The organism is Gordonia prachuapensis, assembly GCF_036350515.1.
GTDB classification, from domain to species: domain Bacteria; phylum Actinomycetota; class Actinomycetes; order Mycobacteriales; family Mycobacteriaceae; genus Gordonia; species Gordonia prachuapensis.
On the sequence record NZ_JAZDUE010000003.1, the window covers coordinates 290187 to 315375 of the forward strand.

Annotated in this window: 15 protein-coding genes and 1 tRNA gene; 11 read left to right on the forward strand and 5 right to left on the reverse strand. The window is 68.3% G+C overall.

Annotated elements, in window-relative coordinates:
* Positions 1 to 15: 15 nt before the first annotated feature.
* Positions 16 to 1548, reverse strand: coding sequence for a flavin-containing monooxygenase (locus V1Y59_RS05460; protein ID WP_330503816.1), 1533 nt, complete (start codon positions 1546 to 1548; stop codon positions 16 to 18).
* Positions 1549 to 1705: 157 nt separating this feature from the next.
* Between V1Y59_RS05460 and V1Y59_RS05465 the strand changes: the two genes are divergently transcribed.
* Entirely contained in the window at positions 1706 to 2278 is a 573-nt protein-coding gene (locus V1Y59_RS05465; RefSeq protein WP_330503872.1) for a TetR/AcrR family transcriptional regulator, read from the forward strand.
* Positions 2279 to 2396: 118 nt separating this feature from the next.
* On the opposite strand, the gene V1Y59_RS05470 is transcribed toward V1Y59_RS05465, so the two are convergent.
* The 4 genes from V1Y59_RS05470 to V1Y59_RS05485 all read right to left on the reverse strand — a co-directional run bounded on the left by V1Y59_RS05470 (position 2397) and on the right by V1Y59_RS05485 (position 12008).
* Positions 2397 to 6137 (reverse strand): multifunctional oxoglutarate decarboxylase/oxoglutarate dehydrogenase thiamine pyrophosphate-binding subunit/dihydrolipoyllysine-residue succinyltransferase subunit, encoded by a 3741-nt coding sequence (locus V1Y59_RS05470; protein ID WP_431309102.1) that lies wholly within the window; start codon positions 6135 to 6137, stop codon positions 2397 to 2399.
* Between the two features lie 189 nt (positions 6138 to 6326).
* The gene (locus tag V1Y59_RS05475) at positions 6327 to 10202 is read right to left on the reverse strand and encodes an ABC transporter ATP-binding protein (RefSeq protein WP_431309107.1); all 3876 of its coding nucleotides are present in this window, start codon (positions 10200 to 10202) and stop codon (positions 6327 to 6329) included.
* Positions 10202 to 10957 (reverse strand): hypothetical protein, encoded by a 756-nt coding sequence (locus V1Y59_RS05480; RefSeq protein WP_330503818.1) that lies wholly within the window; start codon positions 10955 to 10957, stop codon positions 10202 to 10204. Before V1Y59_RS05480 ends, V1Y59_RS05475 begins: the two co-directional genes overlap by 1 nt.
* Positions 10950 to 12008 (reverse strand): glutathione S-transferase family protein, encoded by a 1059-nt coding sequence (locus V1Y59_RS05485; RefSeq protein WP_330503819.1) that lies wholly within the window; start codon positions 12006 to 12008, stop codon positions 10950 to 10952. The genes V1Y59_RS05480 and V1Y59_RS05485 overlap by 8 nt, the downstream gene beginning before the upstream one ends.
* Positions 12009 to 12104: 96 nt before the next feature.
* On the opposite strand from V1Y59_RS05485, the gene V1Y59_RS05490 reads away from it, so the two are divergent.
* The 10 genes from V1Y59_RS05490 (at position 12105) to thrB (ending at position 25015) form a co-directional block, all read left to right on the forward strand.
* Entirely contained in the window at positions 12105 to 12767 is a 663-nt protein-coding gene (locus V1Y59_RS05490) for a PadR family transcriptional regulator (RefSeq protein WP_330503820.1), read from the forward strand.
* Complete coding sequence (locus V1Y59_RS05495) at positions 12764 to 14275, forward strand: MFS transporter (RefSeq protein ID WP_330503821.1); 1512 nt, start codon at positions 12764 to 12766, stop codon at positions 14273 to 14275. The genes V1Y59_RS05490 and V1Y59_RS05495 overlap by 4 nt, the downstream gene beginning before the upstream one ends.
* Before the next feature lie 85 nt (positions 14276 to 14360).
* Positions 14361 to 15641 carry a metallophosphoesterase family protein gene (locus tag V1Y59_RS05500; protein ID WP_330503822.1) on the forward strand — a complete coding sequence of 427 codons (1281 nt, stop codon included), beginning with the start codon at positions 14361 to 14363 and terminating at the stop codon, positions 15639 to 15641.
* Positions 15638 to 18256, forward strand: coding sequence for an AAA family ATPase (locus V1Y59_RS05505; protein WP_330503823.1), 2619 nt, complete (start codon positions 15638 to 15640; stop codon positions 18254 to 18256). Before V1Y59_RS05500 ends, V1Y59_RS05505 begins: the two co-directional genes overlap by 4 nt.
* An 82-nt stretch (positions 18257 to 18338) precedes the next feature.
* A tRNA-Arg gene (locus tag V1Y59_RS05510) sits at positions 18339 to 18411 on the forward strand.
* 157 nt (positions 18412 to 18568) lie between these two features.
* Complete coding sequence (gene argS, locus V1Y59_RS05515; RefSeq protein ID WP_330503824.1) at positions 18569 to 20221, forward strand: arginine--tRNA ligase; 1653 nt, start codon at positions 18569 to 18571, stop codon at positions 20219 to 20221.
* Complete coding sequence (lysA, locus tag V1Y59_RS05520; RefSeq protein WP_330503825.1) at positions 20218 to 21639, forward strand: diaminopimelate decarboxylase; 1422 nt, start codon at positions 20218 to 20220, stop codon at positions 21637 to 21639. Before argS ends, lysA begins: the two co-directional genes overlap by 4 nt.
* On the forward strand, positions 21636 to 22946 hold the full coding sequence (locus V1Y59_RS05525; RefSeq protein ID WP_330503826.1) for a homoserine dehydrogenase: 1311 nt from the start codon (positions 21636 to 21638) through the stop codon (positions 22944 to 22946). Before lysA ends, V1Y59_RS05525 begins: the two co-directional genes overlap by 4 nt.
* Positions 22939 to 24018 carry a threonine synthase gene (gene thrC, locus V1Y59_RS05530; protein WP_330430400.1) on the forward strand — a complete coding sequence of 360 codons (1080 nt, stop codon included), beginning with the start codon at positions 22939 to 22941 and terminating at the stop codon, positions 24016 to 24018. The genes V1Y59_RS05525 and thrC overlap by 8 nt, the downstream gene beginning before the upstream one ends.
* Complete coding sequence (thrB, locus tag V1Y59_RS05535; protein ID WP_431309103.1) at positions 23999 to 25015, forward strand: homoserine kinase; 1017 nt, start codon at positions 23999 to 24001, stop codon at positions 25013 to 25015. The genes thrC and thrB overlap by 20 nt, the downstream gene beginning before the upstream one ends.
* Positions 25016 to 25189 lie beyond the last annotated feature (174 nt).

Sequence of the window (25189 nt, forward strand, 5' to 3'; positions counted from 1 at the left end):
TTCTCTCGGCGGTGGTCAGGCGTTGATCGTTGCCGGTTGGTTCTCGGTGACCTCGACGGCGGGCGTCCCACGACGGCGTTCCACATCGTAGGCGGCGATGTCGAAGCGCTTGGTGATTCGTCGGAAGTTGAAGGTGAAGCCCGGCCAGAGGGTGGTGATGTTGCCGTGGTGATCCTTGTACCACGAGGCGCAGCCGCCGTTCACCCACACGCTGTTGCGCAGGGTGTGCTGGATCTCGGCGTTGTACGCGCGCTGGGCGTCGAACTTCACCTCGGTGCGTGTGATTCCTTGTGCGCGAACAGTTCTGACATAGTCGACGAGATAGTTCAGCTGGGATTCGATCATGTAGACCATCGACGTGTGTCCCAGTCCGGTCGACGGTCCGATCATCAGCATCATGTTGGGGAAGCCGTTGACGAAGGATCCCTTGTAGCCCTGCATGCCGATCTCGTCCCAGACCCCCGACAGGCTGCGCTCGCCGGTGCCGACGATCTTGTCGAACACGGGGGAGTCGGTCACGTGGAATCCGGTGGCGACGACGATCACGTCGACGTCGCGGATGGTGCCGTCGATGGTGGCGATGCCCGACTCGGTGACCGATGCGATGCGGTCGGTGACGAGGTCGACGTTGCGGCGGGCGATCGCCGGATACCAGTCGTTGGAACGCAGGATCCGCTTGCAGCCGACCTGGAACGTCGGGGTCACCTTGCGGCGCAGCTCCCGGTCGCGGATCGATCGGGCGATGTTCGCCCGGCAGATCATCTCGACCGGCTTGAGTGACTTGGGGGAGTAGGTGAGACCGAACGCCGTCACCTCGTTGGCCGCGTACACGACGCCGCGCATCGCCGTCTGGAATCCGGGCACGTTCTCGAATGCCCAGTGCTCGGCCGCCGAGTACGGCCGCTCGGTGCGCGGCACGATCCACGGCGCCGTGCGCTGATAGACATCGAGACGCGCGGCCACCTTGGCGAGTTCGGGCACGAGCTGAATCGCCGAGGCGCCGGTGCCGATGACCGCGACCCGCTTGCCGGTGAAGTCGTAGTCGTTGTCCCACCGTGCGGAGTGCACGATCTTGCCGTCGAAGTCGTCGAAACCGTCGATGTCGGGCAGGTTCGGCTCACACAGCGGGCCGACCGCGCCGACCATGATCTGCGCGCGGATCTGTTCGCGTTCCCCGTCCCGGACCACGTCGAGGTACCACCGCTGCTCGTCGTCGTGCCACTGTGCGAGTTCCACCTCGGTGCGGAAACGCGTGTGTGCACGGACGCCGCGCTCGTCGGCGACGTCGTTGATGTAGCGGTGGATCTCCGGCTGGTGGGAGTACGAGCGCGACCAGCGGGGATTGTGGGCGAATGAATAGGAGTAGAGCTGCGACGGGACGTCGCAGGCAGCTCCGGGGTAGGTGTTGTCGCGCCACGTACCGCCGAAGTCGGTGCCCCGATCCAGCACCACGAAGTCGTCGACGCCGTTCTCCTTGAGCTTGATGGCTGCGCCCAGGCCGGAGAAGCCTGCCCCGACGATGGCGATCTGTACATCGATCATTGTCATGGTCTCACCATAGGGTCCTACTGAATGTGCGTCAATAGTTTGTTGAACTTCGATCAATAACGGCCTACCGTGGAGTGGACCAGCAGGAACACGGCGAGAGGACACGGAGGCTGTGACGGTGACCCGAGGTTCCGCACCGTCCGCCAAGCGGACCCGGATGAGTCCGGAGGCACGACGGGACCAGTTCATCGAACTGGGCTTGCACATGGTGCGCGATCGGCCGCTCGAACAGGTGTCGATCGACGTCATCGCGGAGGCGGCCGGCGTCTCGCGTGCGCTGCTCTTCCACTATTTCGCGTCGAAGCAGGACTTCCACGTGGCCATCGCGCGGGCCCAGGCCGACGAGATGCTCGAATGCACCGAGCCCGACCGTGGGCTCGGTGACCCCCTCGCCATGCTGTCGGGTTCGATGTCGGCATTCGTCGACTACGTCAGCGCCAACCGCGAGGCGTACATGGCGTTCATGCGCGGCTCGTCCAGCGCCGATCCGGCGATGCGTGAGGTGTTCGACCACACTCGCTCGGTCATGGCGTCGCGCGTGCTCGAACACGCGCCCGCGCTCGGCATCGCGATCACGCCGGTCGTCGAGATGACCGTGCACGGCTGGATCTCGTTCGTCGAGGAGACCACGATCCGGTGGCTCACCGAGCCGGTGATCGGCCGCGACGAACTGCTGGCATTGATCACCACGTCCCTGCCCGCGCTGGCGGCGGTGGTCCAGGTCCAGTAGCCCCCGCAAGGCAGCCACCCCGGTTCTGGAACATCACCTTGCTTTCGAAGCAAGGTGATGTTCCAGAACCGGGGTGGCTGTGGCCGACGCGACCGTGAGCGTCGGTCAACCGATCAGATCACGAGAAGCACTCGTCGAGGATCTCCTGCTGCTCCACGGCATGGACCTTGCTCGAACCCGACGACGGCGCCGACATGGCCCGCCGCGAGATGCGCTTCAACCCGCTGAGCACGTCCGGCAGCACCTCGGGCAACCACAGGCCGAGGAACGGCCACGGACCCTGGTTGGCCGGCTCCTCCTGGACCCAGCGGAAGTCCTCGGCGTTGGCGTACTGCTCCAACGTGTTGCGCAGACGACGGTGCGGAACCGGGTAGAGCTGTTCGATGCGGACGACGGCGACGTCGTCGCGCTTCTCCTTGTCGCGGCGAGCAGCCAGCTCGTAGTAGAGCTTGCCGCTCACCAGCAACACCCGCTTGACCTTGCTGCGGTCGCCACCGGCGACGAACTTCGGGTCGTCGATCACCGAACGGAACTTGTCGTCGGTGAACTCCTCGACCGGTGAGACCGCTCTCTTGTTGCGTAGCATCGACTTCGGGGTGAACACCACCAGTGGGCGGCTGATGCCGTCGAGCACGTGGCGGCGAAGCAGGTGGAAGTAGCTCGCCGGGGTGGACGGCAATGCGACGGTCATCGACCCCTCCGCGCACAACTGCAGGAAGCGCTCGATACGACCCGACGTGTGGTCGGGTCCCTGACCCTCGTGCCCGTGCGGGAGCAGCAGGACCACGTCGGAGAGCTGACCCCACTTGGCCTCACCCGACGAGATGAACTCGTCGATGATGGACTGCGCGCCGTTGACGAAGTCGCCGAACTGGGCCTCCCACATCACCAGCGCATCCGGGTTGCCGACCGAGTAGCCGTACTCGAAACCGACCACCGCGAACTCCGACAGCGGTGAGTCGTAGGCCATGAACCGGCCGTCGGCACCCTCACCGGACACCGTCTTGAGGTGATTGAGCGGGGTGTACTCCGAACCGCTGGTGCGGTCGATGAGCACCGAGTGCCGCTGGGTGAACGTGCCGCGACGCGAATCCTGGCCGGACAGGCGAACCGTACGGCCCTCGAGGACGAGCGAACCGAATGCGAGCAGTTCGGCGAACGCCCAGTCCACGTTCCCGTGGCGCGACATCTCGTGGCGGCGTTCCAGAATCGGCTTCACACGCGGATGCGGATCGAACCCGTCCGGGGTGTGGTAGAACGCGTCGCCGATCGCCTCGAGGACCTCCTTGTCGACCGCGGTCACCAGCTTGGTCGGCAGCGTCTGGTCCGACTCGACCGACGGACTCGGCTCGGCGTGGTACTTCTCGAGTTCCTTGACCTCGTTGAACACCCGTTCCAGCTGGCCCTGGTAGTCGCGCAGGGCGTCTTCGGCTTCCTTGGTCGAGATGTCACCGCGGCCGATCAGGGCTTCGGTGTAGCTCTTGCGGACGCCGCGCTTGGTGTCGATCACGTCGTACATCGCCGGCTGGGTCATCGACGGGTCGTCGCCCTCGTTGTGACCGCGGCGGCGGAAGCACACGAGGTCGATGACGACGTCCTTGCCGAACGCCTGCCGATAGTCGACGGCCATCTTCGCGACCCACACACACGCCTCGGGATCGTCGCCGTTCACGTGGAAGATCGGCGCACCGATCATCTTCGCGACGTCGGTGCAGTACTCCGTGGACCGCGAGTGCTCGGGTGCGGTGGTGAAGCCGACCTGGTTGTTGACGACGATGTGGATGGTGCCGCCGGTGCGATAGCCGGGCAGCATCGCCATGTTCAGCGTCTCCGCGACGACGCCCTGACCGGCGAAGGCCGCGTCGCCGTGCAGCATCAGCGGCAGCACCGAGAACTGGTCGTCGTCGTCGAGCTGATCCTGCTTGGCGCGGACCAGACCCTCGAGCACCGGGTCGACGGCCTCGAGGTGGCTCGGGTTGGCGGTCAGCGAGACGTTGATCTCGTTGTCGCCGAACATCTGGTAGTACTTGCCCTCGGCGCCGAGGTGGTACTTCACGTCGCCGGAGCCGTGCGCCTGCGACGGGTTCAGGTTGCCCTCGAACTCGGTGAAGATCTTGGAGTACGGCTTGCCGACGATGTTGGCGAGCACATTGAGACGCCCGCGGTGCGGCATGCCGATGACGACCTCGTTGAGGCTGTGCTCGGCGCCCTGGTCGATGACGGCGTCCATCATCGGGATCACCGACTCCGCGCCCTCGAGCGAGAAGCGCTTCTGCCCGACGTACTTGGTCTGCAGGAACGTCTCGAACGCCTCGGCCGCGTTCAGCTTCGACAGGATGTACTTCTGTTCGGCCACAGGGGGTTTGACGTGCTTGATCTCCACCCGGTCCTGCACCCAGCGCTGCTGTTCGGGTTCGAGGATGTGGGTGTACTCGACGCCGACGTGGCGGCAGTACGCGTCGCGCAGGATCGAGAGCACGTCGCGCAGCTTCATCTTCTCCTGGCCGTGGAAGCCACCGACCTTGAAGCTCCGGTCGAGGTCCCACAGGGTCAGGCCGTAGGTCAACACGTCGAGGTCGGGGTGGCTCGCCCGGGCGTCGCTGTCCATCATCAGCGGATCGATGTCCGCCATCAGGTGTCCGCGATTGCGGTATGCCGCAATGAGTTCCAGAACCCGGGTGCTCTTGTCGACGAGGCCCGCGGGGATGTCGCGACGCCAGCGGACCGGCTCGTACGGGATGTGGAACGCCGTGAAGACCTCGTCGTAGAAGGCGTCGTCGAGCAGCAGCTGATGAATCGTGCGCAGGAAGTCACCCGATTCCGCACCCTGGATGATGCGGTGGTCATAGGTAGACGTCAGCGTCATCAGCTTGCCGACACCGAGGTCGGCGATCTGCTCGTCGCTCGCACCCTGGAACTCTGCGGGGTACTCCATCGCGCCGGCGCCGATGATGGCGCCCTGGCCCTTCATCAGGCGCGGCACGGAGTGCACGGTGCCGATGGTGCCCGGGTTGGTCAGCGAGATGGTGGTGCCGGCGAAGTCCTCGGCGGTGAGCTTGCCGTCGCGGGCCCGGCGGACGATGTCCTGATAGGCGGTGTAGAACTCGGCGAAGCCCATCTTCTCGCACTCCTTGATGGCCGCGACCACCAGAGTGCGATTTCCGTCCTTGCCGACCAGGTCGATGGCCAGGCCGAGGTTGGTGTGAGCGGGGGTGACGGCGTTCGGCTTGCCGTCGACCTCGGCGAAGTGCCGGTTCATGTTCGGGAACGCCTTGATCGCCTGGACGATGGCGTAGCCGAGGATGTGGGTGAAGCTGATCTTGCCACCGCGGGTGCGGGCGAGGTGATTGTTGATGACGATGCGGTTGTCGATCATCAGCTTCGCCGGAACCGCGCGCACGCTGGTCGCGGTGGGGATCTCCAGCGACGCCGACATGTTCTTCGCGATCGCGGCAGCCGGTCCCCGCAGCACCTTGTTCTCGTCCTCGCTGGGCGACGACGCGGCGGACTTGGCCGGTTCCTTGGACTTCTGCGAGCGTGCCGAGCCGTCGCGGCTGGCGGTGCTCTGACCCGAGGCCGCCTTGGTGGCGGTGGATTCCTTGGCCGGCCCGGACTTGCGGGCCGCAGCCTTCGTCGGCTGCTGGTCGAGGGTGACCTGCTTGGTGGACTTCGGCTTCTCGGAGGGCGTTGTCGCGCCGGTGGAGGTGGTGGACGGGGTCGAGGCGGGTGTGCTCGGCTTCTCTGCGGCGGGGGCCGCGGCGGTCGCCGGCGAGCCGTTCGAACTCGGGTCGTAGTCGGCCAGGAAGTCGTGCCAACTGGGATCGACCGACTTCGGGTCCTTCTTGTATTGCTGGTACATCTCCTCTACCAGCCACGCATTTTGTCCGAAGTCTGAAATCGAACTGCTCACAGCTCTAACTCGCCTCAATTCCCTCTGGTGTCGGGTCGCTTGTCACCATGTAGGTCCCTTGTGAAGACTATCGGTGAACCACCTGCCGATGGTACGCGTGCCGAGTTGGCCGTGTGCGTCTGACCTCACCGAACAGCCTCATCTGAGGCGCATGTCACCGGCGGTGGCGATACCGTCAGCGTCGGGCGCGACACCGGCATCCCAGAACGCGCGGTACCTCTTACCCAACGCGAGCAACTCGCGGTGTGTTCCCAGCTCGACTATTCGCCCGTCGTCGACGACCGCGATCACGTCCGCCCGTGCCGCGGTGGCCAGCCGGTGCGCCACGATCACCGACGTCCGGCGGTGGGTGAGTGCCTCGCCGGCGGCCAGGACGAGGGCCTCCGTGGCCTGGTCGAGTGTCGCGGTCGCCTCGTCGAGCAGCAGCAGGTCGGGCCGGACCAGTTCGGCGCGGGCCAGAGCGATGAGCTGGCGCTGGCCGGATGACAGGCCCTGGCCGCGTTCGCCGATCGGGTGATTCATCCCGCCGGGCAGCTCGGCGATCATCGTCGCGGCGCCCACTGCGGCGGCGGCCGCGGCGATCTCGGTGCGATCGGCGCCGGGGCGGCCGTAGGCGATGTTGTCGGCGACGGTGCCGGTGAACAGGTGGGGTTCCTGGGGTACCACGCCGATGCGGGCGCGGTACTGCTCGAGTGGATGGTCCCGGATGTCGGCGCCGTCCATCCGGACCGAGCCGGAGGTCGGATCGTAGTAGCGGGCGAGCAGCTTGACGATGGTGGACTTCCCGGCGCCGGTCCTGCCGACGAGCGCCAGCGACGTGCCCGGCGGAATCGTCAGATCCACCTCGGTGAGTGCGTCCCGGTGGGCGCCCGAGTAGCGGAAGGTCACGTCGTCGAGTTGCGCGCATCCGTCGAAACCGTCTGCCGGGACCGGGATCTGCCGGTCACGGTCGGCCAGGGAACTCCGGGTGCGGATGAGGTCGCCGATGCGTCGTAGGCCCACCGCCGCCTGCTGATACCCGTCGAACACCTGCGAGAGCTGTTGGACCGGCCCGAACAGCATCGACAGGTAGAGGACGAAGGCGACGAGCGTGCCCGCCGACAGCGAGCCCTGGGTGATCTGGTGCGCACCGACGGCGATCGCGACCGCGGTCGCGATGTCGGACATGAAGGTGATGAACGGGAAGTAGATCGATATCGCCTTCTGCGAGACCATCCGCGCGGCCACCCAATCGTGGGTGCGGCGGGTGAAGCGATCCGTCGCCGCAGGGATGTGGCGGTAGGTCTGCGTGGTCTTGATGCCGGCGATGTTCTCCTGGAAATCGGCGTTGACGACGCTGACGAGCTCACGCGATCGGGTGTAGGCGACCGAGGAGATGCGTCGGAAGACGATGGTGGCCGCGATGAGGACCGGTAGCACCGGCAGGATCAGGGCACCGAGCAGCGGGTCGGTGAGAACCAGGGCGATCGTGACCCCGACCAGCGTGAGCGCGGCGACGACGGCCGTCGACAACCCGGTCTGCATGAACGTCGACAACGCGTCGACGTCGGTGGTCATCCGGGTCATGATGCGACCGGACAGTTCCCGCTCGTAGTAGTCCAGGCCGAGGCGTTGCAGGTGCGCGTAGCTGCGGACGCGCAGTCCGAACAGCACACGTTCGCCGGCGCGGGTCGAGGTCATCGTCATCGCCGACGATGCGACCCACCCGACGGCGACGAGCACGATCCCGAGGCCGGTCGCCCACCACAGCGTCGACTCGTCGGCCTGGGTCGCCGCGTCGATCACCGCGCGGGCGAGCGACGGGAAGGCCAGCCCGATCAGGGTGTCGACGGCGATGGTGGCGATCGCGGCGGCGAGCAGCCACCGCACCGGCCGCAGCAGTCGTCGGAGCGAGAACTGCCGGCTCTCCGCGCGGACCTCGTCGACGTCGACGGAGGGCTGCTCGTCGGCCGGGGGAAGTGCGTCGACCGCCGCGGTCAGCTCGGGGGTCGCCGGCATCGATCCGAGCGCGCCGCCGATCCCGCTGCCGCCTTTCGGGCCGCCGCCACCCGGGCCGGTGGTCGGGACGGCCGGGCGGCGAATCGCCGGCCTCTCCACCGATATCGACGGCGGGGTCGACTCGGCCGAGCCGCTCGGCCACAGCTCGTCGAGGTCGGGGGAAGAGAGGGCGGGGGACGGGGGGAGTTCGGCGATGACGTCGCGTCCCACCTGTTCCGGGTCGGCCGATGCCATCAATGCGCGGAACAGTTCGCAGCGGCGATCGAGTTCGGCGACGGTCCCGATGTCGACGATGCGGCCCCCGTCGAGTACCGCGACCCGGTCTGCCAGGGCGAGGGTGGATCTGCGGTGGGCGAGGAGCAGCATCGTCCGGTGTTCGTCGCGCAGTGAGCGCAGGATCTGCGCCTCGGTCGTCGCGTCCACCGCCGAGGTCGCATCGTCGAGGACGAGGATGCGCGACTCCGCATAGAGCGCCCGCGCGAGCGCGACCCGCTGTCGTTGGCCGCCGGAGAGGGTGAGCCCACGCTCGCCGACGACGGTGTCGAATCCGTCCGGCAGGGCCTCGATGAACTCGAGTGCATCGGCGCGGCGGGCGGCGGACACCAGTCGCGGTTCGGGTTCTCCGGTCGCAGCCGTCTCGGACGGTCCGAGCAGGATGTTGGCCGCGATCGTGTCGGAGTAGAGGAAGGGTTCGTCGAAGACCACCGACACGGCACCGTGCAGGGCATCGGGCGCGAGTTCGTCGACGGGATGCGCGCGGTCGGCGGCGATGAGCTCGACAACGCCGGTGTCCGTGCGGTAGTAGCGTCCCGCCAGGTCGGCGAGGGTGGACTTCCCCGAACCCGGACGTCCCACCACCGCAACGCATTCCCCGGGCTCGACGGTGAGGTCGACGCCGGTCAGTACAGGTCGGTCGCCGAATCCGAAACCGACGTCGCGCAGTCGCAGGCCGAGCGGGCCGTCGGGCACCGTCGCGGTGTTGGATGCGGTCGGGTCACGCGGCTCGTCGATGACGTCGTACACCCGGTCGACCGCTGCGCGCGCGAGCTGGGCACTGACCACGAGGTTGGTGAGCAGCCGCGCCAGGGCGGTCATCGATGCGATGTACGTGGCGAACGCGAGGAAGGTCCCGGCGGTGATCTCCCCGTGCATGGTCAGGTATCCGCCGACGGCGATGACGCCCACCATGCCGAACTGCGGGATGGCTGCCATCGTCGGGGTGAAGCGCGCGTTGATCCGGCCTGCGCGCAGACGACGCGAGAACAACCGCTCGCAGAGTCCGATCAGTTCGTCGACGGCGCGGCGTTCCTGGCCGAAGCCCTTGACGACACGGACTCCGGTGACGGTCTCCTCCACGTGCTGGGCGACGTCGGCGGCGGCCTGCTGCGCCGACCACGTGGCGGCGAAGAGCTTGCGGCGCATGCGGAACACCACCAGCGCCACCAACGGGAAGATCAGCAGGGCCACGCCGGTGAGCAGCGGGGACAGATAGGTCATGATGCCGATCGCGAACACCACCTGGACGGCGGCGCCGAGCGACAGCGGCGTCATGGCCAGCAGTCCCTGCACGATCTGCAGGTCGGAGATCGACCGGGAGACGATCTGCCCGGTGCGGATGCGGTTCTGCGCGTTACCGTCCAGATGGAGCAGGGTGTCGAGGAGCCGCAGGCGGAGACCGTTCTGCACCAGGATCGACAACCGGCCCGCGGTGAGCCGCCGACCGAACTGGCACCCGTAGCGGACCACCGCCAGGACAACCAGCCCGGTGACGATGAGCTGGATCGACAGTCCGTCGCGGACGGCGCCGGTGGCGTGGTCGATCGCTGCTTTGGCGAGCAACGGGGCGACGAGGTCGACCGCCACGGCGACGGCGGTGACCGCCAGTGTGACACCCACCAGCCCGGGGTGCCGGAGGCACTCTGTGGTCAGTCGTCGGATCCAGCCGACGCGTTCAGGGGTGTCCGGGGTGTTCGGTGTGTCGCGGCCCGGCCGCGTCGGTGAGTGAAGCGCGCTGATCACCGACGGCCTGGTGGGAGCCCGGTGTTGGTGCCGACGACCTCGCCGTCGATCGTCCACGTGCTCGGCGGCGAACCGAAGGCCTCGCGGGCATTGGCGATGACCCGTTTACCCAATGCGCGGTTGCCGACCCCGCCGATCATCGCGCCGATCCCGGCCGGCAGCAGTTTGCCGAAGACCAAGGGTGCGCGCTTGAACGCGTACTTCTTCGCGACCTTGTTGACCAGGGTCTTGTTCAGCTTCGCGAGCCCGCCCCCGGGGATGCTCGCACCGCCCAGACGCCGCAGGGCACCACCCCGCGTGCCGACGAGGCGGCCGAGTGCGACCACACCCTCCTCGCCCAGGGCCACCGCGAGGACGAGGGTCTTTCGTCGTTCGGTGTCGTGCACCGGGATGCCATGCACCTCGGCGATCGACAGTGCGAGCAGTGCTGATGCCTCGAGGAAGAAGGCGGTCTCACCGGTCATCGCACCGAGTGCGGTCATGGTGCCGACGCCGGGGATCGCCGCGGTCGCCCCGACCGCACCGCCGGAGCTGGTGACGGTGGTGAGATAGAGCTTCTCGAGTCGGGCGATGATCTGTTCCGGGGTCTCCTCCGGGTGCGCGTTGCGCAGGCTCCGCACGTACTTGGCCACCGCCGGCGCCTGGAGTCGCTGTGCGCGGTCGAGGAGACCTCCCGTCACCTCGACGGCCTTGCCGGGCGGCTGCTGATCCGCGCTTCCCCGGCCGGCTCCGGTCCTGCGGTTCTCAGCCATTGGCGGGTACTCCGTTCTCGGGGGCGACGACCTCGCCTGGTTTCGGTGGCCCGGGCGGCGTCCCGTCGCCGAACGGTCGACCGCCGAGTTCCTCGCGATGATGGGGGGTCAGCCAGTTGCGCAGGTCCGGGCCGACCGGAACGACGCCGGTCGGATTGATGTCGCGGTGGACCTCGTAGTAGTGCCGTTTGATCTGGGTGAAGTCGATCGTGTCGCCGAACCCCGGCGTCTGGAACAGGTCGCGGGCGTAGGCCCACAGCACCGGCATCTCCGACAGTTTGCTCCGGTTGCACTTGAAGTGACCGTGGTAGACGGCGTCGAAGCGCGCCAGCGTGGTGAAGAGCCGGACATCGGCCTCGGTGATGGTGTCGCCCACCAGGTATCGGCGGTCGGCGAGCCGGTCGGACAACTCGTCGAGTTTGGTGAACAACCGGTCGTAGGCCTTCTCGTAGGCGTCCTGGCTGCCGGCGAATCCGCAGCGGTAGACGCCGTTGTTGACCTCGGTGTACACGCCCCGGTTGACGTCGTCGATCTCGTCTCGCAGGTGCTCGGGGTAGAGCTCCGGGGCGCCGGACCGATGGTGCTCGGTCCACTCCAGTTCGAGGTCGATGGTGATCTGCGGGTAGTCGTTGGTCACGACCGCGCCGGTCGGGATGTCCACGACCGCCGGGACTGTGATGCCTTTCGGGTATCCCGGGTACCGCTTCTCGTACGCGTCCTTGAGCCGGGGGATCTGCAACACCGGATCGAGTCCACCGGGGTCGAGGTCGAACGTCCACGAGTCGGAGTCATGCGTGGGACCGCACATTCCCATCGACAGGGCGTCCTCGAGACCGAGCAGTCGCCGGACGATGATCGTGCGGTTCGCCCACGGGCAGGCACGGGCGACGACAAGGCGGTACCGACCGGCCTCGACCGGGAACCCGTCGCGTCCGTCGCGAGTGATGCGGGTGTCGATGTACTGCGTGTCCCGGACGAACTCCTGTCCGGTCATCACGTAGACCCCCTGTTCCGTCGCCGCGCCTGCGGTGTCCGGGCTGCTGGTGTTCATGAGAACCACAGTAGTGACCCCGTCTGACTGTTGGCACGAGATGACCGGCGCGGTATATTCCATCCGGAATATTTCAGTTCGGACAGTGGAGGGCCCATGGGAGCGACCGCCCCGACGGCGGCGATGCCGCCGCTCGCGGTTCTGGTGCTGGGTCTGGTCGCCGAACGGCCGATGCATCCCTACGAGATGTTCCAGACGACGATCGAACGCAACGAGGACCGGCTGGTCAAGTTCCGTCCCGGCACGCTGTATCACACGGTCGATCGCCTGGCCGACAAGCAATTGATCGAGGTACACGACGTGGAGCGGGAGGGGAATCGTCCCGAACGCACCGTGTACCGGATCACCGGCGCGGGGCGCACGGCGCTCGCGGACAGCCTGGAGGAGATCCTCGCCACCCACCCGACCGAGTACCCGCAGCTCTACCTCGCATTGTCCGAGGCCCATGGGCTGCCACGGGCACGCGTCATCGAACTGCTCGGACGGCGGCTGGCGGCGATGCGGACGGAACTCGATGCGCTGCGTGCGGGCGCCGACGATGCCGCCGAGCGTGCGGTCGCCGAGATGTTCTACCTCGACATCGGTTGCCGGATCGCGACGTTGAACGCACAGGTCGACTGGCTCGATGACCTGGTCGGCCGGCTCGAGGCGCAGTCCATCGGTTGGTTGGACGACCCGGATTCCTCCTACCGCACCACCACCCTCGCCGGCGACCCAGGCGAGCACGACCACGCACACGAGAAAGCAGCCGACGAATGACTCTCCCGACGACGTCACCGACGCCGGTGACCACCCGCCCGTGGGCGGCGATGCTGGCCCTGTGTGTCGGCTTCTTCATGATCCTCGTGGACATGACGATCGTCGCGGTGGCGCAGCCGCAGATCCAGGTGGCCCTCGACGCCGACGTCAACGGCATCGTCTGGGTGACCAGCGCCTATCTGCTCACCTACGCGGTGCCGCTGCTGATCACCGGACGGCTCGGTGACAAGTACGGACCCAAGCGCGTGTACCAGATCGGTCTGCTGGTGTTCACCATCGCCAGCGTGTGGTGCGGCTTCGCGTCGACGATCGGTGAGCTGATCGCCGCCCGCGCGCTCCAGGGCGTCGGCGCCGCCCTGATCACCCCGCAGACGATGGCGCTGATCACCCGGATGTTCCCGCCGGAGAAGCGTGGCGCCGCGATGGGGGTCTGGGGCACGGTCGCCGGCGTTGCGACGCTGGTCGGCCCCTTGCTCGGCGGCGTTCTCACCGACTGGCTCGGGTGGGAGTGGATCTTCTTCGTCAACCTGCCGGTCGGTGTGATCGGACTGCTCCTGGCCGCGGTGCTGGTCCCCGACGTCGACACCCACGACCATCAGTTCGACTGGCTCGGTGTGGTCTTGTCGGCGGTCGGCATGTTCGCCCTCGTCTTCGGTATCCAGGACGGGGAGAAGTACGGCTGGAACGGCTGGATCTGGGCCCTGATCGGCGGCGGCCTGGTGTGCATGGGCCTGTTCGTCTTCTGGCAATCCCGGATCACCCGAGAGCCCCTCGTCCCGCTGTCGTTGTTCGCCGACCGCAACTTCTCGCTCGCCAACATCGGCATCGCGTCCATGGGGTTCGCGATCTCGGGCCTGATGATCCCCGTCATGTTCTTCCTGCAGCTGGTGGGCGGTATGACGCCGACCCAGGCCGCGGTGATGATGGTGCCGATGGCGGTGCTGACCGGGGTGCTCGCGCCGATCGTGGGACGGATTCTCGATCGGGTCCATCCGCGCGTCATCATCGCCTCGGCGTTGCTGCTCAACGCGGTCTCCGTCGGTTGGCTGGGAATTATCGCCCGCCCGGAGACACCGGTGTGGGAGCTGATCATCCCGTTGAGCCTGATGGGCGTCTCATCCGCCGGCATCTGGGCGCCCTTGGCCGCGACCGCCACCCGGAACCTGCCATGGCATCAGGCCGGGGCCGGGGCCGGTGTGTACAACACGACCCGGATGATCGGGTCGGTGCTCGGCAGCGCGGCCGTCGGTGCCCTGATGCAGACCCGGCTGGCCGCCCAACTGCCCGGCGTCGACACCGAACACAACACTGCCGGCGGCCCGCTGCCGGAATCGGTGCGCGAGGGATTCGCCGTGGCGATGGGCCAGTCGCTCCTGCTGCCGGCCGCGGTGTTGCTGATCGGTGTCGTCGCGGCGCTGTTCTTCGCCAAGCCCCGCCACCAGGCGGGTCCGCCGGCCACGGTGGGACCTGGCGACACCTCCGCGGCAGGCCCGGTCGTCACGCGCTGAGTGGCTCACCGTGGCCCCGGGCTTCGCCTCCCACAGTCTGTCGGCCGACGCTCGTAGGATGCGGCACGAGAGTGGGAGGTGAGAGATGACCGTGCCGTTGTTCGAGCTGCCCGATCCCGAGCAGACCGATGCCGAGCTGCCAGTTCCCCGGCCGCGGGTGATCGGCCGGGCCGAGTCGCGCCGCGAGCACGCGGCTCCGGGATCGGAGACGGCCCACGAGGTCACCTTCGTGCACACCGCCGACTGGCAGCTCGGGATGACCCGCCACTACCTCGGTCCCGAGGCGGCGCACGCCTACACCGCGGCCCGCCACGAGGCGATCGAACGAATCGGTGCACTCGCCGCGGAGGTCGACGCGGAGTTCGTGGTGGTGGCCGGGGATGTGTTCGAAGACCAGCGGGTGTCGTCGAGGATCATCCGGCGCACGCTCGACGCCCTCGCAACCTTCGGCGTTCCCGTCTATCTGCTGCCGGGCAACCACGATCCCTACGACGCGGCCGGGGTCTACCGCTCGCGGACATTCGTGCAGGCCTGCCCGGACAACGTCACCGTCCTGTCGGGCGACGGCGTGCATCAGGTCCGCGACGGGGTCGAACTCGTGGCCGCACCATGGGCGCACAAACATCCCGGCGCGGACCTCGTCGGCCGTCAGGTCGCCCGCCTGTCGTCCGGCGACGGCATCCGGATCCTGGTGGGGCACGGGGGAGTCGACGAGATGACCCCCGGCAACGGCACGTCGCTCATCGGCCTCGGATCGCTCGAGACCGCGGTCGAGTCCGGGATCGTGGACTACGTCGCGCTCGGTGACCGCCACTCGGTGACGTCCGTCGGCTCCACCGGACGGATCTGGTATCCGGGTGCGCACGAGGTGACCAACTTCGACCACATCGAGGAGTCCCCGGGGCACGCACTCGCGGTCACCCTGCGCCGGTCCGGCGCGGCGCGTGAGATCGAGGTCGCGCCGCATCGCGTGGGGCAGTGGTCGTTCCGGACCATCTCCACCGACCTCGGCGGCCTCGCCGACATCGAGGCCTTGCGTGCCCGGCTCGACGACATCGACGACAAATCCCGCACGGTGCTGCAGCTGGGTCTCGTCGGGTCGATCTCGGTCGCCGACAGTGCCGTGCTCGACGATCTGCTCGACGAATGCGCCGACCGGTTCGCCGCGGTGACCCGGTGGGGACGAGCCGACGACCTCGTCGTGCTCGCCGACGACGCCGACCTCGGCGAGCTCGCCGTCGGCGGATATGTGCGTGACGCGGCCGAGGAACTGTTTGCCCGCAGCCGATCCGACGATCCTGACAGCGCGGGCAGTGCGCGTGACGCACTGGCGTTGTTGCGGCGGCTGGCGGGGAACGCACGATGAGGCTGCACCGGATCCGCCTACAGGACTTCCGCGGTGTCGCCGACCGGGACGTCCGCTTCGCCGACCGGGGGGTGACCGTCGTCGAGGGTGCCAACGAGGCGGGCAAGTCGTCGATGATCGAGGCGCTCGCGCTGCTGCTCGACACCCGCGCCGATTCCAAGTCGGCGAAGGTACGGTCGATCATGCCCGCCGGGCGCGAGGTCGGAACCGAGGTCGAGGTCGAGATGTCCTGCGGACCTTGGCATTTCACCTACGGAAAGCGGTTCAACAAGCAGCCTTCGACCACCTTGACGGTGCATCGGCCGCGGCCCGAACACATCACCGGGCGTGATGCGCACGAACGAGTCGGCGAGATCATCGGCGCGCACGCCGACCTCACCCTTTTCCGCGCCCTGCGCATGTTGCAGTCCGGTGAATCGAGTGGTGTTGCGGTGGGCGACAGTTCGGCCCTGGCGCGTGCGCTCGACCGTGCTTCCGAGGCCACCGACGGTGCCGCCGACCGCGGGGACGGTGGCGGCGACGTCGAGGACCAGACGCTGATCGATGCCGCCGCCGCGGAATGCCGGCGCTATCGGACACTGGGACAACGACGTCCGACCGGCGAACTCGCCGACGCGATCCGGGCTGCCGATGAGGCAGCGGACCGGGTCACGGCGTTGACGCGGGCCCGGGAGGCCGTCGACGCCGATGCGCGTCGGCTCGACGAGATCCTCGAGCGCCGAGCCGAGTTGGCGCGGGCCCGGGAGCTCCGTGAGGTCGAGCGCGACGAACTCGCCGTGAGCTGGGCGGAGATCGAGCGGCTGCAGACCGAGCTCGCCTCGGCGAGCGCGGAGGCCCGGCACCTGCTCACGGTCAGCCAGCTCGCCCGGCGTGACGTCGAGGAGCGTGAGCGGGTCGCCACCCAGATCGATACGACAACACGTGAAACAGAAGAACTGGCGGCGAGTATCCGGGCGCATGGTGTCCGGGCCGAACGCGCTGCCGCCGACGGTCGCGCGCTGCAGGATGAACTGCGCGCGGTGCGTGAGCGGTGGGAGATGGTACGCAGCGCCCTGTCGGCTGCGCAGGCCACCCAGCGTAGCCGGGAGCACCGTCGGACGTTGCGTGACCTCGAGCAACGGATCGCCGAAATAGACCGCATCGCAACTCAATCCGCCAGTATCGACGATGCCTTGGCGGCCAACGGGATGGACGGGGCGGCGGTCCGAACCGCGGTCGAACTGGCCCGGCGCCGGGCGGTTGCGCAGGCGCGCCTGGAGGCGACGGCCGCGCGTTTCACCGTGGAGCGGACCGGTTCGGTGCCGGTGACCGTCGACGGCGAACCCATCGACACCGTCGCCGACCGGGTGGCCGTCGACGATGCGCTCATCGAGGTCGACGGGATCATCCGCGTCGCCGTCCGGCCGGGTGCGGACACCGCAGGTCCGGCCGACGAGCTGACGACCACGGACGGTGAGATCCAAGCGTTCTGCGCCCACCATGGACTCGACGCCCTCGACGACCACACGGACCGGGCTCGTGAGCGCGCAGACCTCGTCGAACGGCGTTCGGTGTTGCGGCGCCGCGCCGAGGACCTGCTCGCCGGCTCCGCGCGCGACGCCCTCTGCGCGCGTCGTGACGAGCTGGCTGCCCTCGTCGATGCCGATCCGTCGTCGGGCGACGTCGACCCCGACGACATCGCATCCCTCGCCGACACCGAGCGTGAGCTGTCCGAACTCGTCATGTCGGCGGAACGCGCAGTGACACAGCGTCAGTCGGCCGAACGAGACGCGCGCACCCAGGTTCGTATGGCCGGGGAGGAGCGTGACCGACTTGCGGAGCGGGTGGCCGAGTTGCACGAGCGCCGCGCCGCGCTTCTCACGGAGCTCGGCGATGACGACGCCCGCCGCACCGTCGAGCTCGCCGCCCGGCGTCTCACCGAGGCTCGCGATCGCGTCGGCCACCTCGAGCGTGAACTCACGCGCCTCGACGTCACCGAGATCGGACTCCGCCGCGAGCGGGTCGGCGGCCACCTGGCTGCCATCGACCGTGAGCACGCCGAGCTCGAACGCCAGGCAACCGAAGTGCGCACCCGGATCGAGCTCTACCGCGACGAGTCCCGATTCGACGATCTCCAGGAGGCCGCGGCCGAGCACGACGCCGCGCGCGCGACGCTGGCCCGCGTCACGCGGCGCGCGGATGCGGCCGAACTGCTCTTCCGGACCCTCACCGACAAACGGCAGCAGGCGCGTACCCGCTACGCCGATCCGTTCGCCCGTCGTCTGGAGGAGTTGGGCGCCTACGTCTTCGGCGAGGGAGTCCGGTTCGACGTCGACGACAGTCTCGACGTCGTGTCGCGGACCGTGGACGGCGTCACCATCCGACATGATTCTCTGTCCGGGGGTGCGCGCGAGCAGCTGGCGCTGCTCACCCGGCTGGCCTGCGCCACCCTGGTCGACGAGGACGACGGCGTGCCGGTTCTCGTCGACGACGCGCTCGGCTACAGCGATCCGCAACGCCTGGCGGCGATGGCCGGGGTCCTCGGTGCGGCCGGCCGCGATGCCCAGGTCATCGTGCTGACCTGTAGTCCCGACCGATACCGCGACGTCCCCGGCGCCGAGGTCGTCGCGGTGTGACGCCGACGGCCCGCGAGGCGACGCGCCGCATACGTTTTGGGGTCACCGCGACGCGTGCGCTAGGCTGACTCTCGCCCGTTGAGCCCCCGTAGCTCAGGGGATAGAGCGTCTGCCTCCGGAGCAGAAGGCCATAGGTTCGAATCCTATCGGGGGCACAGTATTGATTTCGCCCGCGCGCGCCCCTCTGACGCGCACCCTCCAACCACATGTGCAGGTTGCAGCCTGCGCGTCTGGTGGCAAGCTGCGCGTCGCCGGCCCGACGGCAGGAGGCGATTGTCCCCGCCGGGACGTGGGCCAATAGGATGGTGCACCGTGACTCCCGCCGACCTCGCTGCGCTGTTGCGCACCGTGACCCTGACCGTCGTCCGCGACCGCGGCCTCGACGATTCACTGGTGCCCGAGACCGTCGTCGTGGAGCGCCCGCGGCACGCCGACCACGGCGATTACGCGACCAACATCGCGCTCCGGCTCGGCAAGCAGCTCGGGGTGGCCCCGCGTGATCTCGCGGGCTGGCTCGCCGATGCCTTCGCGAACACCGACGGCATCGCGAAAGCCGAGGTGGCGGGCCCCGGATTCGTGAACATCTGGCTGGCGGCCGCCGCGCAGAACTCCGTCGTCGCGACCGTCCTCGACGATGCCGCCGCCTACGGTCGCGGGTCCGAGCTCTCCGACCGCACCATCAACCTCGAGTTCGTCTCCGCCAACCCGACCGGGCCCATTCATCTGGGCGGCACCCGGTGGGCCGCGGTCGGTGACGCACTCGGCCGTGTCCTGTCGGCGCGCGGCGCCGACGTCACGCGGGAGTACTACTTCAACGATCACGGCACCCAGATCGACCGGTTCGCCAGGTCGCTGGAGGCGTCGGCGAAGGGGGAGCCGACCCCCGACGACGGTTATGCCGGCGACTACATCGCCGAGATCGCCGCGCAGGTCGTCGAACAGGTGCCCGGTGTGCTGGACCAGCCCGACGCGCAGCGGCTGGAGACCTTCCGGTCCATCGGCGTGGAGTCGATGTTCGACCAGATCAAGACGAGCCTGCACGACTTCGGCACCGACTTCGACGTCTACACCCACGAGAACAAGATGTTCACGTCGGGTCTGGTGGACAAGTGCATCGCCGAACTCAAGGCCAACGGCAATCTGTACGAGGCAGACGGAGCCTGGTGGCTGCGGTCGAGCGACTTCGGTGACGACAAGGACCGGGTCGTGATCAAGAGCGACGGTGACGCCGCCTACATCGCAGGTGACATCGCGTACTACAAGGACAAGCGCGAGCGTGGCTTCGATCTGTGCTTCTACATGCTCGGCGCCGACCATCACGGCTACATCAGCCGGCTCAAGGCGGCGGCCGCCGCACTCGGCGACGATCCGGCCACCGTCGAGGTCCTCATCGGCCAGATGGTCAACCTCGTCCGCGATGGCAAACCGGTCCGGATGAGCAAGCGGGCGGGGACCGTCATCACTCTCGACGATCTCGTCGATGCCGTCGGTGTGGACGCCGCCCGGTATGCGCTGATCCGATCCTCGGTGGACGTCAACATCGACATCGACCTCGACCTGCTCCGCAAACAGTCGAACGACAACCCGGTGTACTACGTCCAGTACGCGCACGCGCGGCTCTCGGCGCTGGACCGCAACGCCGCCGAGTTGGGGCTGACGATGTCGACCGCCCACCTCGACCTGCTCGACGACCCGGCGGAGGGCGAACTGATCCGGACGATCGGCGATTTCGACGAAGTGGTCGCCACCGCCGCGGAACTGCGTGAACCGCACCGGATCTGCCGGTACCTGGAGAGCCTGGCCGGTGCCTACCACCGCTTCTACGCCCGGTGTCGCGTCCTCCCGCAGGGCGACGAAACGCCCGGCGACATCCATGCCGCGCGACTGGCACTGTGCGACGCGACCCGACAGGTCATCGCCAACGGCCTCGAGCTCGTCGGCGTGAGCGCACCGGAGCGGATGTGAACGCGCACCCGGCCGGCCCCCGGCACGCCGAACTCCTTGCGGCGCCGCATCTCGCGGAGCGGCCCAACGATCCTGCCGAACTCGCGACGATCCCCGCCAACGTGTGGCCGCGGCACGCCGCCCGCGACGATTCCGGCGAGGTCCGGCTCGCCGGAATCGGTGTCGGCGAACTCGCCGAGACCTACGGGACACCGTTGTTCGTGGTCGACGAGGCTGACTTCCGGTCGCGATGCGCCGACATGCTCGCGGCCTTCGGCCCCTACGGGCGGGTCCACTACGCGTCGAAGGCCTTTCTGTCCACCGAGGTGTCTCGCTGGGTCGAGGAAGAGGGCCTGTGCCTCGACGTCTGCACCGGCGGCGAACTGGCCATCGCCCGTCATGCCGGGTTCCCGCCGGAGCGGATCGCGTTGCACGGCAACAACAAGAGCGTCGACGAACTGGCCATGGCGCTCGACATGGGCGTCGGGCACATCGTCTGCGACTCGATGATCGAGATCGAACGGCTCGACGCGCTGGCCGGCGAGCGCGGGATCGTCGCCGATGTCCTCGTCCGTGTGACCGTGGGCGTCGAAGCACACACGCACGAGTTCATCTCCACCGCGCACGAGGACCAGAAGTTCGGATTCGCACTGGCCGGCGGTGTCGCAATGGCCGCGGTGCGCCGGGTGTTCGCCACCGACAATCTGCGCCTGGTCGGCCTGCACAGCCACATCGGTTCGCAGATCTTCGACATGGACGGATTCGAGCTCGCTGCCCACCGCGTCCTGGGACTGCTCAAAGATGTCGTCGCCGAGTTCGGCGTGGACAAGACCGCGCAGCTGTCGGTGGTGGATCTCGGTGGCGGACTGGGCATCTCCTACCTGCCCGACGACGATCCGCTGCCGATCGGTGACGTCGCGGAGACGCTCGCCGACATCGTCCGCCGCGAATCCGCCGCCCTGGGCTTGCCGATGCCGACCATCGCGGTCGAACCCGGTCGTGCGATCGCCGGCCCCGGCACCGTCACCCTCTACCGGGTCGGAACGGTCAAGGACGTGACCGTCGGCAAGAACCTGACCCGCCGCTACGTGAGTGTCGACGGCGGCATGAGCGACAACATCCGCACCGGGCTCTATCAGGCCGAATACGACATCCGCCTGGTCTCCCGGGTCTCCGATGCCCCGGCCGTGGTCAGCCGGGTGGTCGGCAAGCACTGCGAGAGCGGTGACATCGTCATCAAGGACTGCTGGTTGCCCGGCGACGTCGCACCGGGGGATCTGGTGGCCGTGGCGGCCACCGGGGCCTATTGCTACTCCATGTCGAGCCGCTACAACATGGCGATGCGGCCCGCGGTGGTGGCGGTCCGCGACGAATCGGCACGACTGATGCTGCGCCGTGAGACGATCGACGACTTCCTCGCCCTGGAGGTGACCGAATGACAGACAACCCGGACCGCACGATCGGCGTGGCCGTGCTCGGCATGGGCAACGTCGGCGCCGAGGTCGTGCGCATCCTCGACGAGAGCGCCGGCGACCTGCAGTCGCGGGTCGGCGCCCCGGTCGAGCTGCGCGGGGTGGCCGTCCGCGATCTCGGTAAGCCGCGCAAGGTCGCCCAGGAGTTGCTGACCGACGATCCGGCCGCACTCGTCGCCCGCGACGACGTCGACATCGTCGTCGAACTGATGGGCGGGATCGACCCGGCGCGTGGACTGATCCGCACGGCACTGGAGAACGGCAAGTCGGTCGTCACCGCCAACAAGGCATTGCTGGCGGAGTACACCGGTGAGCTGGCGACCGCCGCGGCCAACCGGAAGGTCGACCTGTACTTCGAGGCCGCGGTCGCCGGGGCGATCCCGGTCGTCCGCCCGCTGATGCAATCGCTGGCCGGTGACACGGTGGAGCGGGTCGCCGGGATCGTCAACGGCACCACCAACTTCATCCTCAGCGCGATGGACGAGACCGGCGCCGACTACGGCGACACGCTCGCCGAGGCCGGCCGGCTCGGGTACGCCGAGGCCGATCCGACGGCGGACGTCGAGGGCTACGACGCCGCGGCCAAAGCGGCCATCCTGGCGTCCATCGCCTTCCACACCCGGGTGACCGCGGCCGACGTGCACCGCGAGGGGATCTCGTCGGTCACCTCCGCCGATCTGGTGGCGGCCAAGAAGTTCGACTGCACCGTGAAGCTGCTGTCGATCTGTGAGCGGGTGCACGGCACCGACGGCCGGCAGAGCATCTCCGCGCGGGTGTATCCCGCCCTCATCCCGCTGAGTCATCCGCTCGCGTCGGTGAACGGCGCGTTCAACGCCGTCGTCGTCGAGGCCGAGAACGCCGGCCGGTTGATGTTCTACGGGCAGGGTGCCGGTGGCTCGCCCACCGCGTCGGCGGTGCTCGGCGACATGGTGATGGCCGCGCGCAACAAGGTGCACGGCGGGCGAGGGCCGCTCGAGTCGACCTACGCGTCACTGCCGATCGCGCCGATCGACGATGTGCCCACCCGCTACTACATCTCGATGAAGGTCGCCGACAAGCCCGGTGTGCTCGCCCAGGTGGCCGGTGAGTTCACCAAGCGGTCGGTCTCCATCGCCGCGGTCCGGCAGGAGGGTGCGGGCGACGACGCGCGCCTCATCCTGGTCACCCACCGCGCGCCGGACCGGGCGCAGTCGGAATGCGTTGCCGCACTTGAGGACATGGACTCCGTGCTCAAGGTGTCGAGTGTCCTGCGATTGGAAGGAACCGATGACTGACGTGACCCCGGTGCATCAGCGCTGGCCCGGACTGATCGAGGCGTATCGCGACCGGCTGCCGGTCGGCGACGACTGGCAGGTCGTCACCCTCCTCGAGGGTGGGACGCCGCTCATAGCGGCCCCGCATCTGTCGCAGCTCACCGACTGTGAGGTGTATCTGAAGGTCGAGGGCCTGAATCCGACCGGATCGTTCAAGGACCGGGGGATGACGATGGCCGTCAGCACCGCGGTCAACAACGGCAAGACCGCCGTGCTGTGCGCGTCCACCGGCAACACCTCCGCGTCGGCTGCGGCCTACGCGACCCGGGCGGGGATCACCTGCGCGGTCCTCATCCCGGAGGGCAAGATCGCGATGGGCAAACTGGCCCAGGCGGTCATGCACGGCGCGAAGATCATCCAGGTCCAGGGCAACTTCGACGACTGCCTCGAACTCGCCCGCAAGGCGACCGCGGAGTTCGGCGAGATCGAGTTGGTGAACTCGGTGAACCCGTCCCGGATCGAAGGACAGAAGACCGCGGCCTTCGAGATCGTCGACGTGCTCGGTCGCGCGCCCGACGTCCACGCCCTGCCGGTCGGCAACGCGGGCAACATCACCGCCTATTGGAAGGGCTACACCGAATACCATCGCGACGGGGTCAGCGCATCGGTGCCGCGCATGCTGGGGGTACAGGCTGCCGGCGCCGCACCGCTGGTCAACGGCGCGCCGGTCAAGGACCCGGAGACCATCGCAACGGCCATCCGCATCGGCTCCCCGGCGAGCTGGAACCAGGCGGTCGCGGCCAAGGACGAGTCCGCAGGGCAGTTCCGCGCGGCGACCGACGAGAAGCTCCTCGAGGCGTATCGGTTGGTTGCCGCACGTGAAGGCGTCTTCGTCGAGCCTGCGTCGGCGGCCAGCGTCGCCGGTCTGCTGGCCGCGCGCGCCGATGGCTGGATCGAGGCCGGGTCGACCGTCGTCTGCACCGTGACCGGTAACGGGCTCAAGGACCCGGACACCGCGCTGGCGGGCATGCCCGAGGTGGAGGCGATCCCGGTGGACCCGATCGCCGTGGCCGATGCCCTCGGTGTCCGCTGAAGCGCCCGGAGCGGGCAGCACGATGACCGACGACATTGCCGTGACAGATGCGAAAGTGCTGATTCCCGAAGGGATCTCGGTCAGAGTTCGGGTTCCGGCATCGAGCGCGAACCTCGGTCCCGGTTTCGACTGTCTCGGAGTGGCGCTCGGCATCTACGACGAGGTCATCGTCGAGACGACCGCCGACGGCATCGAGGTCGAGGTCGCCGGTCAGGCCGCCGACGAGGTCCCCCATGACGGGTCCCACCTCGTCGCTCGGGCGATCGCGCGTGGGCTGAGTGCCGGTGGGGTGATCGCACCAGGTCTGAAACTGCGCTGCGTCAACGCGATTCCACATTCGCGCGGCCTCGGATCATCCGCGGCGGCCGCCGTGTCGGGCCTGGCGGCGGCGTCCGGTCTGCTGGCCGAGGCGGGCATCCGGCCACCGTTCGACCCCGACGAACTGGTGCAACTGTCGTCGGAGTTCGAGGGGCACCCCGACAACGCCGCCGCGAGTGTGCTCGGTTCGGCGGTCGTCACCTGGACGGAGCAGGGGGGCGCCGGGTCGACGCCCGAGAACCGGTACCGGGCACGACGGCTCGTGGTGCACCCCGACATCACCGCCACGGTGTTCGTCCCCGACACGGAATCGTCGACGTCGTTCACCCGCGGACTGCTGCCGGACTCGGTGCCGCGGCACGACGCGATCTTCAACGTCAGTCGAGCGGCCCTGGCGGTCGTCGCCCTGACCGCGGACCCGACCGCGCTGTTCGCCGCCACCGCCGATCGGCTGCATCAGGGCTACCGCGCCGAGGCGATGGCGCCGACCGCCGCGCTGGTCGCGGAGCTGCGCGAGCGCGGATACGCCGCGACCGTCTCCGGCGCCGGACCCACCGTCCTCGTGCTGTCGATCGGCCCGGTCCCCGGCGACGTGCGTGAAGTGGCCGCGGCATCGGGATTCGTGGCATCCACGGTGGCGATCGCCGGCGGCGTCGAGATCACCCGGTCGTCGGACTGACCTCGATGTGAACACGCCGTTCTCGGGAAATCGAGGGTGTGTTGCCGGAATCCTCTCGAGCGAGTTACCATATACTGGTCTAGCCGCGCAGGCTTGTCTTGCCGTGCTCCTCTCCGATCTATGATCCAGGCTGCTGGCCCGGTGCCGGTCGCACGATCTTCTGTCCGGAGTCCC